Origin of the sequence: Veronia pacifica, assembly GCF_001707825.1 — a bacterium.
Classification (GTDB): Bacteria; Pseudomonadota; Gammaproteobacteria; order Enterobacterales; family Vibrionaceae; genus Veronia; species Veronia pacifica.
In genome coordinates, this window is record NZ_LYBM01000071.1 from 1 (window position 1) to 13205 (window position 13205).

At 45.1% G+C, this 13205-nt stretch carries 8 protein-coding genes; 6 read left to right on the forward strand and 2 right to left on the reverse strand.

Features of this window, described 5'->3' with window-relative positions:
• From A8L45_RS22315 to A8L45_RS22335, 5 genes are all read left to right on the forward strand, one after another.
• Positions 1–1379 (forward strand): calcium-binding protein (locus A8L45_RS22315; RefSeq protein WP_139122456.1); only part of this gene is annotated, 1379 nt, incomplete at its 5' end.
• Between the two features lies 1 nt (position 1380).
• A complete protein-coding gene (locus A8L45_RS22320) occupies positions 1381–1860 on the forward strand; it encodes a toxin-activating lysine-acyltransferase (RefSeq protein ID WP_068905559.1) in 480 nt (159 codons plus the stop codon).
• Positions 1861–2190: 330 nt separating this feature from the next.
• Entirely contained in the window at positions 2191–7449 is a 5259-nt protein-coding gene (locus A8L45_RS22325; protein ID WP_175402066.1) for a hemagglutinin repeat-containing protein, read from the forward strand.
• A gap of 54 nt (positions 7450–7503) precedes the next feature.
• The gene (locus A8L45_RS22330) at positions 7504–7818 is read left to right on the forward strand and encodes a hypothetical protein (protein ID WP_068905561.1); all 315 of its coding nucleotides are present in this window, start codon (positions 7504–7506) and stop codon (positions 7816–7818) included.
• A gap of 30 nt (positions 7819–7848) precedes the next feature.
• Positions 7849–9579, forward strand: a complete 1731-nt coding sequence (locus A8L45_RS22335) for a ShlB/FhaC/HecB family hemolysin secretion/activation protein (RefSeq protein WP_068905562.1) — start codon at positions 7849–7851, stop codon at positions 9577–9579.
• 74 nt (positions 9580–9653) lie between these two features.
• Here A8L45_RS22335 and A8L45_RS22340 read toward each other — a convergent pair whose 3' ends face one another.
• Both A8L45_RS22340 and A8L45_RS22345 read right to left on the reverse strand, forming a co-directional pair.
• Positions 9654–10475, reverse strand: a complete 822-nt coding sequence (locus A8L45_RS22340) for a DUF2797 domain-containing protein (protein ID WP_139122457.1) — start codon at positions 10473–10475, stop codon at positions 9654–9656.
• Positions 10476–10559: 84 nt separating this feature from the next.
• A complete protein-coding gene (locus A8L45_RS22345) occupies positions 10560–11378 on the reverse strand; it encodes an endonuclease/exonuclease/phosphatase family protein (protein ID WP_175402067.1) in 819 nt (272 codons plus the stop codon).
• Positions 11379–11922: 544 nt separating this feature from the next.
• Between A8L45_RS22345 and A8L45_RS22350 the strand changes: the two genes are divergently transcribed.
• Complete coding sequence (locus tag A8L45_RS22350) at positions 11923–13104, forward strand: amino acid aminotransferase (RefSeq protein WP_068905563.1); 1182 nt, start codon at positions 11923–11925, stop codon at positions 13102–13104.
• The last annotated feature ends 101 nt before the right edge of the window (positions 13105–13205 follow it).

Below are 13205 nucleotides of genomic sequence, written 5' to 3' on the forward strand. Positions count from 1 at the left end.
TTGCGGGCACAGCCGAAAACGATTACCTCGAATCCTTTGCGGGCAATGATACGGTAAATGGTAATGAGGGTAATGACACCATTATGGGTGGTCGTGGAGACGACACACTCAATGGTGGTGTTGGTGATGATGTTTATATTTTCCGTAAAGGGGATGGGCATGACACCATCACAGACGAGCATGCGGGTGTTCGGACGGTGCAGTATCAGGCTCAGGAATCTTATCAGGTTCGAGTGCCCTATACCCGATACCGAAACGTAACCGTTCCATCTTTCAAAGGCACTACAACGCGGCGTGAGGCGTATACCGACTATCGTTGGGAAAACCGTTATCGCACTGTCACCCGTACCCGCGAAGAGAACTTTGATGACTTTGCTGGCAACGATGTCCTCAAACTGCAAGGTGGTATAACTGCTGCAGATATTTTGCTGCGAACAGAGAGTAATAGCCTGATTGTCGATTTGGGTGATGGTGACAAAGTGACGATCAACCGTATGGAAAATAGTAAGAGTGCCATAGAAAGAATAGAGCTTGATGATGGCACCAGTGTCGACCTCTCATCTATGACCTCGGCGATGGCCTCCGGTACGATGGGTGATAGTAATAAAGAGGGTGGAAGTGGTCATGACCTTTTGTTCGGCACAGATACGGCCGATGTACTAAACGGCGGTGCGGGTAACGATATTCTCTACGGCAATGGTGGTGCTGATGCGCTTAATGGCGGAGCAGGCAACGATACGCTTCATGCAGACAGTAGCGATAGCGTCTCTGGTGGAGAAGGCATAGATACTGTGGTTTATCACAGCGATGATGCGGTCGATATCACGCTGGCTGATGATATAGAGAATGTCCGGGGTAGCTCGCAGGGCGACAAATTCACGGGTAATGCTTCAGACAATGTGATTGAGGGAATGGGCGGTGATGACACCTTATCGGGTGGCGCGGGTAATGACACTCTAATTGGCGGCCAAGGTGATGACATACTCGCCGGTGGTGAAGGAAGCGACACATACCGTTACGGCTCTGGTCAGGGTGATGACACCATAGTAAACAAAGGTGATGCGTCAACTACTGACACACTTGAACTTGGAGATGGTATCAGCAAATACGATGTTGTGTTCAGGCGCGATGGAGACCATCTCCAGATGCGAATTGACGATGACACTGTCACGCTTGAAGACTGGTACACGCAACCGTCCGAGGAAAGGCTTGATGAAATCAAAACATCATCGGGTGATACCTTGTTGATGGATCAAATCGACCAGTTGGTGCAAACCATGGCAAGTTTCAGTCAATCAGGTGTTTCTGACGGCGGCAGTTCAACCGAGTCCCTGCCTCAAGAAGTGATTGTCGCCGTTGATGCAGCATGGAGGGGTTAACATGGACGTCTCAAAGGAAATGTCAAATATTCAACTGTTTGGTCATATTGTCTGGCTTTATTCGCGAAGTGAATTACATGGCAATATGAGTATTGCCAGCTTACAGAATTGGGTAATACCAGCGATGGCGACCAATCAGTTCCGCATTTACCATAGAAATGGTTTGCCCGTCGGATATGTGAGTTGGGCATTTTTATCAGAAGAGGTGGAAGAGCAATATCTGACGGTTGCTGACTTTCAGTTTCTGCCGCAGCACTGGCAGTCAGGTGATAGGGGGTGGGTCATTGACTTTATCGCCCCTGACGGTGATGCGCTGAAAATTATCCGTGATATGCAACGAAATATTTTCCCAAATACTGAAGGACGGGCCATGAGGGTAAAACCTGGCGTGGATGAAGGTGTAATAAGGAAAATTCGAGGGGCAAATGTCAAAACAAGTAAATTACCGCCATTAAGTATAAAGCGTGAACAGTATGTATAAATATATGTGATTAGTTCTCTAGTTTATATTTTTTTGATTTTTTAAATAAATAAAGATATTTATTTTACCTGTTTATTATTTTTACCCACCCCCTTTTGGGGTGGGGCTATTCATTATATTTATTATTTAAAATAAGCACATAAAACATATAAGAACAGAGTCACGATTAACGTTAGTTTTCCAAATTATTTGATTCTCTATTACGAGAAGTATTGTCTTTTTTGGATGAAAGGAGGGCTCATTTCGGGAAATAAAAGATGAAGTTTTATGTTTTTATTAATTAGCGTTGCATTTATTAAATATCCTCATTAATGGAAAATGGTGAAAGATATGGCAATTAGCAAAAGGAATAAGAAATTAAAGAAGAACGTCTTCAAGCGCTCACTTCTTTCGTTATCAATTGGCGGTTTATTGTCTGCAGGACAAGCCATTGCAGCTGCACCTCAGCCAGAAGCAAATAGTGGTATTAACGTTACTGAAAAAAATGGTGTTCCCATCGTTGAAATTGTTGCTCCAACAGGAGTGACAGGATTATCACACAATAAGTTTGTTAAGTATGACGTCGATACTGGTGGCCTGGTAATTAACAACTCGATGGACTCTGCACAATCTGAATTGGTTGGAGAGATAAGTCGAAACTCTAATTTTTCTGCAAGGGAAGCCTCAGTTATTGTTTCAGAGGTCACAGGTTCAGATATTTCAACGCTCGCAGGGGCTCAGGAAATTGTTGGATCGGAAGCCGATTTTGTTCTCGCCAACCCCAATGGCATAAATGTAAACGGTGCGAGTTTCATAAACACTAGTAATGCCACATTAACTGTCGGTTCACCGCTTATCAGTCAAACGGATGAGTATGAAGGTGTCACGACCAAATCTGCGGTTAGTGGAGCTAACCTAAATGTTTCTGGTGAGATCAATGCGGATGGCGGTCTAGCCCTGTTGGCTCCCGTCATATCGACATCTGCAGACACGAATATTTCTGCTGGTGACGAAGTCGCGGTGTTGCTGGGGAAATTTGATTTTACTCCTGGTGGAGCGAAGTTGATTGATGTCGCTGAGGCAAGTAATGATGAAGTTGTCGTTGATGCTGTATTGATGGGGGCGATGACCGCAGGCCGAATCAACATAATCTCTACAACCAGTGGGGCGGGTGTAAATCTTGGTGCTGATCTCACTGCCAATGGAGAGGGTCTAGCGGCCAACGATGGTGGCGGCATTAAAGTTAAATCGGCGGGTGATTTAGACTTGTCAGGCGAGCATAAAGTCACCTCCACCGCGCTGGCCAATGTTCAGTCTGATACGGAGACGGTTAAGTTTCATAGCGCTCTGTATGAGACTGGCGGGCACTTGGATGTATCTGGATTAACCGTGGCGGCAAACGACGGTGTAGATATCTTGGGTGTTAAGTCAGTGTCACTGAAAAACACCACAGTCGAGGTTGCAGATCAAGGCTTTCTCGCGGTGAACTCATCGGGTGATATCTCCCTCAATGGTGTGACGTCTGAGGGTGGCAGTGGTGTATTGGTCGAATCAGCCGTCGATCAGACGAATACTGAAAACGCTGTTGTGGGTAATGTGAATGTTGTGAACAGTTCATTCACTGCCAATCGTCAGGTAAAAGTGTCAGGTCCGGGTAAGGTCTCCGTGATGAACACGACAGCTATCACTCGTGTTGCTGAGCAGGCCGATGATGAAGACGGTAACATTTTCGCATTGATTGAAGGTGATGCAGTTACAGTCAACAACCTGACCACAAATACTGATGTCACTCAAATCAAGTCAACTAACGGAGATGCAAATGTCTCTAATGTCGATGCATCAGAACAGCTATATGTCATGTCTACTGACGGTAATATACGCATATCTGGAAATATCGAGTCAGACAAAAAGTTAGAAGCACGTTCGCAAAAGGGGACTGTCAATTTATCTGGCAACATTGATGCGGGCAGTGGCGATTTGGTTTCGAACAGTGCGCAGACGACCAATGTCAGCGGTACCGTCAGCGGCGAAAATGTCACCATTACAAGCACCAGCGGTTTGACGGCAAATGGTAACCTAACTGCTGATAATAGAATGGCGCTTGTTTCTGACAAAGGTCTTAACGTACACAACCGCGTCAGTGGCAGAACGGTTCGACTTGCTGGTAAAGAAGGTGTGAACGTTACCGCTGGGACCTTGGTAAAAGGTCAGGATATCGTCAAGGTCGCCTCAGCAGAGGGAGCACTTAACGTACAAGGAGCCAAAAATAACTTCGCCAATATCATTTCTGACGACAAGGTCATTGTAGATACACAATCTATGCGTGTAGCTGCTGGTAAGGTGGAATCTGGCGGTGAAATGAGGCTAGACGTGAAGAAAAACGTTGGGATTTACTCAACGGCGGATCATCGTAGCGGGGGGCACAGTTCTTCCAGCTCCAGGTCATTGGGTCAAGACTGTATCACCATTCTGTTTATTCTTAACTTCTGCGGTGAAAAGAAACAACACACCAATACTCAGGTTAGTTGGTCTGAAACCTTTAATATCAGCAGTCTTGTCCATGCGGGAACAAACTTATGGATAAGAGAAGCCGATCGGATTGATATCGTTGGTTCAAGAGTAACCGCAGGTAATGATGCCACCTTCATTACCGATGAAGGCGATATTGATATTAAACATGCGGTTAATTCTCGTCACGAAGTGACCAAGCGTCATATCCGAACCAACTCTTGGATTCGAAATGAGGAGAGATGGGATGATCGCGTAGAAAATAGCACCAGCACTCACAGTTCAGTGGTAAAAGCAGAATCCAATTTGACCATGACCAGTGCAGGCGACATCAATATCACGGGTAGTAGCATATTAGCTGAAGGTGCCCTCAAGTTAGAGGCTGCAGAAGATATAGCGATTAAAGCGGCTAAAAATACCTACTCTGTGGATGCAAAAAGTCATGGTAGAGGTGTTCACCTTACCAGTGCTGGCATCTTTGGGTTAGGCATAGGTATAAACTGGACTTCACAAAAAAGTTCAGTTGATATTGATGGCAGCACACATACTGGAAGTCAGGTCGTAGGTGGTTCCGTTGAAATAACCAATGACAACGGTAACAAAGAACACGATATCACCGTCGAAGGTAGTGTGGTCAGTGCAACGGCAGGTGATTTGGATATCGATGCAGATAGAGATTTTAATAGTCTCGCGACGTATGACACCAAAACTGCAAATGTCAGCAAAGAAACGACGCACAACAGGTTTGAGATTGGCTTGCTGCATATTGGTCTCTCATCAGCCAATGCGAAGGGTAAGTTGAATGCAGAGAAAACAACCGCTAACACCAACCTGTTTTCATCTGCAGGTAACATAAATGTCACTGCAGGTAACCATATTCTGGATCAGGCAGGGACTTATGAAGCTGCTGGTGACATTAAGTTAGAGGCCGACTCTGTTACTCAAGAAGCCGTGAAAGAGTCAGTAAGCTATGATGCTAACCTTGACCAGCATAGCGCTTCCTTTTCGTTGGGTCTTGATGTTAATGGTCTGAAGGCCCAGCTCTCCAGCTGGGAGAAATTCATTGGTTCCGTTGTCGAGTTGGCCAAAGGGCCGACACAATCAAAACGGCCAATTAATAACTTCGATCGTATCACCAATGCAACTGGCGGCACCGTTGAACGTGAAACGGTAACGACCAACCTTGGCTTTGATGATCTGGATATTCCGGGCAATTTACTGAAAAAACCGAATCTGAATTTCTCGAAGCCAACGGTCAAAATCGGTATAGCATTTAGTGCGAATAGCAGCCACATGGACTTTAGCAAAGATCATGATAAAGAGCGTGGCGGTCTGATTTCAGGTAACTCAGTGACTATCACAGCGCTTAATGGTGACGTTAACCTCGAAGGTAGTGAGATTGTTGGTGTTGACGACAATGTCGAAATTACAGGGCAAAATGTCAACTTTACCGAGCTTGAGGAAAACTACCGTGTTGAGGCAAACCACACGACAACGAGTGCAGGCTTCGACTTAGGTATCACGTTAGGAGCTACGCCGGGCGTTAGCTTCGAGTTTAAAGCAAGTGGCAGTAACTACGACGGTAACAGCAACCGACACACTGAAACGGCTGGTTCAGTAGATGCGGCTCAAGATGCACTGTTAGTTGCTGAAAATGGAAAAATTACCCTTGTAGGAACAAACATCACTGCTGGTGACGATATTGGTCTTAATGCTACTGATGGAATTGATGTTCAAGCAACAAACAACTCCTACAGCTCCTCACAGAATTATGACGCAGCTAAATTTGGCTTCAATATCGGTGTTGGCCCAACAGCGCCGTTTATTAATGAACTTGGAGTTAACGCCAGCGTTAAGCATGAAGACCTGTCCGTGAGTGCAACCTATCACGGTGAATCTTCGTTCAAGGCAGGTGGTAACGTTGATATCAAGACAACCAATGGAAATGTTGACCTCGCTGCTCCTGATATTGAAGCTGGTGAAGATGTCACTATTGCTTCACAAAATGGCTCGGTGAATATCAACGACAGCATTGATAAAGCACATCTCAACGCCAACAGTAATGGTGCCGGTTTCGAATTTAGCTGGGAAGCACCGCTGACCTTTGGTGCCGGCTTCAATGTTACGGACAACACCCACACCATTAATGCTGAAACGAGTGATACGACACAGATCGCGGCTGGTGGTAACGTCACTGTGGCGGGTGGTACTGGTGTGACAATGGTTGGTACTGATATCGGTGCTGATGGCAACGTGACACTTGATGGTGGTACAGGCTCTGTCGATATTCAAGCATCCGTCACTGACAGTAACGAGAACCTGAGCGTCAACGATTTTGATTTTGGTTTCAATACTCTGAAACTTGGTCAAAAGGGCGGCGATGAAGGTATCCAACTGCCTGGCATCGATTTGGATGTTGATGTTCAAAGACTCAATGTAGTGACGCACACCGAAAAACCGGGTTCTATCAGCGCTGGTGGCGATCTCACAATTGATGCCGAGGGTGCACTGAATCTGCATGGCACAGTGATTACTGCAGCTGGTGAAACCAACATCACAACAGCAGGAATTAATGCGCAAGCGGCAGTCAGTACTCAGCAAGGCGGCGGCAATGGCTTCCAGCTGGGACTTGGCGTACCGAGCTACACGGTTGGTAAGAAGGAAGAATCCAAAGTCCTGCCAAATCTGCCTAATTTCAGCACTGGTTTCCAACATTATGAAGTTGATAAACAAACCGTTATTAATGCATCAATCAATGGTCAGGCAATAAACCCATCATCTCTTGGTAACAAGGATCACGAACATGGGGTTGATTTTGGTTTCGGTGTTAACTTCACCAACGCCAATAATGTCAAAGCTAACGCAGGCGAGCTTGAGGGCGACAATGATACGTTGACCAACATTGCGTTTGGTGCGGCAGCTGTAGCGACCTTGTTGACGGATAACGACAACAATCGATTCAAAGCCGGAGAGTTCCGTCCTGGGTTTGGTTTCCAGCAACCAAACATGGATCTGAACGCGGGCAGTTCTGTTGAAGGCGAAATCAGCGACTTCTTCAGTAATGTGCCAGATTTCGATTTTGATGAGTTCACTAATTTGTAATGGGAGTAATAGAGGTCCGCTGTTGTGGGCCTCTTTTTTAATGGAGTAGATGTTATGAGTGAAGAAAAACAAACCGCAGCAGAAATGCCAAAGGAAATTCGGCTGGCGCACAAAAGAGCCGCTAACTTTCAATACCATGCCTGTACTGGTGCGGTTTCTGTTCCTATTTCTCAAGACAGAATACAGATGTCATTTTATTCTGAGAGAGCAGAAGTTAACTATGAACGACTCAGTCAAGGAGAGGATGGGATTCGATTAGCGGGAGATTTAAATACCTCGCTGATAAGAGAACATATAGTCGGCTTGGACATGTCTGTAGCGACAGCGCGGGATATCTACCTAATGCTGAAAGGTATTTTTGAGAAATAACGCCACTGGGTTGTATGTCGTGGAGGAAACATGATCAGGTTTTGTTGTAGGCTTTTTTTCATTCTGTCGTATTTGTGGTTGCCGTTACATTATGCGATTGCAAATGACGATACCGCGTCAGATGAATCTCGCATTGAGGATATCGTTCAAGACATTCTCAACGATGATGCGAGAGATAACCAACGTCAGCGAGCAGAAGATCTCGAATCGCGGTCCAATTATCAGACTGGGACAGAGCTACAACAAATACCTGAGAATGTGAAAGTTGAATCTGACCGTCGTTGTCTCAAAACCCGTGATTTGATCTTCGATGGGGCCTCTCTTATTTCGCAGGAACAATTGAGTTCGTGGCAACAAGAAGTGAGGGATGCGCAGTGTTTTAGTCTGGGCCTACTGGCTAAAATCGTCAGGGAGGTCGCCAATTTCTATCTAACCCAAGGTTTTATCACATCTCAGCCCATCAAACCTCGACAGGATGAACAGGGAAGAATCGTTATTCCAATTGTCGAAGGTATGCTGTCGAGTGTCTCTGTGACTGGCGGTGAATTTGATGTCGATACAGTTTATCCCAACTACCAAGAATCGCCCTTTAATATGCGCGATTTAGAGCAGGCGCTGGAACAAATTAATCGATTGAGATCGCTCGATTATACGTCTGATTTGAGACCGGGAAAGGAATACGCAACCAGCGATATCATACTCAGGCCGACAGGGAGACGAGATGGCAGGCCTTGGTACGGAAATATCAGTTACAACAATTTTAATGACCCGGGCACTGTCTCTGTCAGTTTGGGTTACGACAACCCTCTGGGCTACTTGGGCTCCCTGAACGTCTCTCATAGCCGAGAGTGGTTTAACGCAGACAGAGAGAGCAGGAGCTACAGTTTGCGCTATGGCGTTCCATATGGTTATTCCAATTTTAATGCGAGCTATAGCGTTTCAACGACAAAAGCAGAAATCCCTTCGGTTCGGCAAGGAGTGATTGTCAGGAAAACGAAGAATCAACGGGTAAAAGCTGATTGGTCGATGCTTCACTTTAGAAACCAGAGAAGTACGTTTTCCCACTATCTTTCGTTAACGTATGCAGACATCGATAACGAGACGCGTTTCCCGGGGGATATCTTATTTGTAAACGAGGGAGCGACAGAGCAAATTACCAGTGCTGATCTCGGAGTGAGATATAGCTATATAGGTCGCGGTAAACAATTTTCTGTTGGCCTTGGCTATGATACAGCACTGAAAGAGCTTGGTACTGAGGAGAATCCGTCGCAAATTCTCGGTGATCAGGTTAATGAGCTGCCAGATGCTCACTATGGTTTGTGGCACCTTGATATGAATTTCACCAAGTATTTTACGCCGCGAAACTGGTTTAACAGTCAGGTTGTTGCTCAGCAAAGTGAGGATTATCTGCCAAACCATAAGCGATTTTCGATAGGTGGTTATTACTCAGTGCGCGGTGTTGAGAATTATGTCTACTCTGGAAACTCTGGGTATTACTTTCGGAATACTATGTCATTCAGACTTCCCACTGCTCCGGTATTTTCCGGCCTGAATAGCATATTTACGCTTGGTGCTGACATGGGCGAAATTTTATCGGACGATCGCTATCCAAATAGGCAGTTGACTGGTCTGAATATGGGCCTGTCGCTGAGCTATGCCGATATTACGGCAAAAGTTGATATGGGCAGGACCTTATATAATTCGACTTATCAACCGCTGGGAGACCTGTTTTTCTTGGGGCAGTTATTCTGGCGATTCTGAATATCCCGACAGCGAAATAGATGAACGGATTTCTATCCTTAAACCCGTTCATCTTAATATTCATATAGGTTTAATCAAACAGCGACTGATACTTCGTAGCTTGAGAACTTACGAATATTAATTACGCCAGTATCGAAGATCAAATATTGACCTTTAACACCCAATAACACACCAGATACATCCGGGTTTTTATCAAAGTTGTGCGAACTTATTTTCGTTGGGTATTGGTCAACCGGATAACTGATGTCGATGATATTGCTGTTGAGCTCTTCAATAGCATCGTCACCAAACTCTGACAAAATGGATGAGAGTTGTTCCTTTACTAATGGCAGGAGGCGCTTGGATTCCTCAAGCAGGTCAATATCCGCGTTATCCCCTTTGAGCATGGCTCGCCAGTTTGTTTTGTCGGCCACCCAGTTACCTAAAGCAATTTCAGCGAGCCCTGAGACATGCCTGTTTTTAACCCGAAGGATGGGCAAGGCTTGAGTAGCTCCCTGATCAATCCAGCGAGTCGGTATTTGCGTTGCACGGGTAATACCTACCTTAAGCCCAGAAGTGTTTGACAGATACACGATATGATCTGTCATACAGAACTGTTGGCCCCATTCTGGCTCCCGACAGGTACCTTGGGCAAAATGGCAGGTTTCCGGTTTCATAATGCACATGTCGCAGCGAGCGAGTTTTTTCATGCAGGGGTAGCAATGCCCCTGACTATAACTCTTCTTGGTTTTCTTACCACATGCGCTGCAAAAGATGTTACCCGTATGCGAAAGTGTTAAGGATTGACCAATCAGATTGTTCAGTTCTACTTCTTCTTCACCAACAGGTAGGTGATAGTTTACGACACCATCGAGCTGGCCTCGCATCTTGCTTAAAGTTCCAGTAATCATAGACATTGCTTATGTTTTATTTTCCGTCAGTCTAACAGATAGACCTGTTGCTTGCTGTTCAAAAAGAACGCAAGCAACTTATCGGTTCGTTTATATTTTCACGATGACAGGGCAGTGGTCTGAAAGGTGGCTATTAGATGTTAAATGATAGGGGTAGTGATACTGTGTTGCACTGAAATGGCTATTGTCAGCGTTTTTACGATTGCTGATGATGTGATCAATGAGATTGGTATAAACCATCCTTTCCCAACGTTGTATTTTGGTGTTGTATCGCTTTACTTTGCATTGAGATACAAGCCCCTCCGTCAGCAGAAATGGCTGTTCATTTTCAGTGAGACGAGTCATTAACTGATTGTTATATCGGTTTAAAAAATGGTTAAAATCGCCTGCAACTACGTAATGCTGGCCTTGGTTATTTTTTGCCGCGATCCAGTCTGCCAGAATATCTGTTTGTTGAGAGAGCTTCTTACAACTGGGCATTTTCCGCGACAACTGGCTGAAACAGCCAGATTTAAGGTGAACTGAAAGTAGATGAATGGGTTCTCTCCCTTTCGGTCTTATTTCGATATAAGCACCGTAGCGGAGTGTCCCGTACGAAAAAATACCGGGTAGGGCTAATGCGGATAAATCTGGGTGCTCAACGACCTTGATACCTTTTCTTACTGCCCAACCTGTGTATTGTTGGCTAGAAAGAGAGGTCGAAGAAAGAGCCCTTTCGGACAGGAAAATATTATAGTCAGTGAGAGGCACAATACGAGTGATGGCCTGAATTGAATCTACTTCCTGAAATGCCAGTAAGTCCGGGTTTTGTTGATTAAAAATTTGACGGAGTGCTGCATAATCACCCTCAGTTCGTTTACTCTGCTCAATATCGCCTTTGAGTGATAACCACTCTAGATTCCAGGTCATCAGGTTGAGCGAGGCGAAACAAGTGGAAGGAGATAGGGCGATAACAATGGCAGCCAGAAAAAGTCGCCATCTGCTGTAATGCCGCAAAAGGTGTTTAGTGTGGTAAAGAGGTGATAGTTTTCGGAATAATGTCATCTCTTGTATTGGTCATCTGGCAAGAAAATAAAGTCTGAAACGTAACGTTTAATTTTAAGAACAAGCAGTTAATCGGGCTACTATATCTAAATTTGTAGTCATTGACACTTTTTCTACCTCAATCTCATCAATATTCGGCACAGTTCAATATTATTTGTTTTGGACTGCGTTGGGTAATTCTTTTTCGTAAGCAAAATTTATCAGAAACCTGATGAAAGTTGTCTCTTTATGAGTGAAATGCAAACAAGCATTGTTGAAAAAACGGCCTGTAAAGTTAATTGTTCATTTCAATTGCCATTTTTACAGGTCTGAACAGCTTAAATCATTTATCAATATAGTTTTACCAGCAACAAAGTTTGTGTATGTTGGTGCGAAAGTGAAATAAGTAAAAAAGATAAGGAAGTTACTTATGTTTGATCTGCTTACACCTGCTCAGCAGGATCCAATTCTTTCACTGACTGTTGCTTTCAGGGAAGATCCCCGCGAGCAGAAGGTGGACCTGGGTATCGGTGTTTATCGTGACAACAATGGTCAAACTCCGATAATGCAGGCAGTGAGAAAAGCTCAGATTCAGTTGGCTGAAACACAGGAATCCAAAAGCTATGTTGGCCTTGCAGGCAGTGAGCCTTTCAATCAGGCCATCACAGACCTACTTCTAAAAGGCACTGATGGATACAGCCGCTGTGCGACTGTTCAAACGCCGGGAGCAAGCGGCGCGCTGCGTATGCTGGCAGACCTGATGTACGTAGCCAAACCACAGACAACGGTTTGGATCAGTGATCCTAGCTATGTAAACCATAAGCCAGTCATGGAAGCTGCTGGGTTAAAAGTGCGTTTTTATCCGTACTTCGACCGTCAGACAAAAACAGTTAACATCGATGCCATGCTGAAGACATTATCTGAGGCTGGACAGGATGATGTCGTGCTGCTTCATGGTTGCTGTCACAACCCAACGGGTGCAGATATTCGCCCGGAGCACTGGCAAGCAATCACTGAAATGGCGCTTAAGCAAGGTTTCACACCTTTCGTAGATATCGCTTATCAAGGTTTTGGTGATGGTATCGAGGAAGATGCTTACGGTGTTCGGCTACTGGCTGATAATGTTGAAGAGCTGCTGATCTCAACATCTTGCTCGAAAAACTTCGGTCTGTACCGCGAACGTACTGGTGCAGCGATTGTTGTCAGTAAAAATCTGGAAACGGCACAAAATGCGAAAGGTCGAATCCTAACTCTGGCACGTGCAACCTATACCATGCCACCTGATCACGGTGCAGCTATTGTCGAAAAAGTGCTTACTCAACCAGAGCTGACTCAAATCTGGCGACAAGAATTGGATGACATGAATGCTCGTATTCTGGGTCTGCGTGAAGGATTGAGTGCCGCTCTGAAAGCACGTTGCGGCGACGACAGATTTGAATTCATCAAAGAACACAAAGGTATGTTTTCTGTATTAGGTATGGAAACAGCCCAAATCAATCGTCTTCGTGATGAGTTTGGTATTTACGCTATCGGCGACAGCAGGATCAATATTGCGGGTCTTGCGGAATCTAATATTGATTATCTGGCCGACGCGCTGATCGCGGTATCCTAATATAAGAAAAGCCAGTACATCGTACTGGCTTTTTTATCTCTGGGCGCCTCAGCCTGCTTACCTTTTATTTTTGAGGTAACGCTTACGCCGTTCTTCTTTCT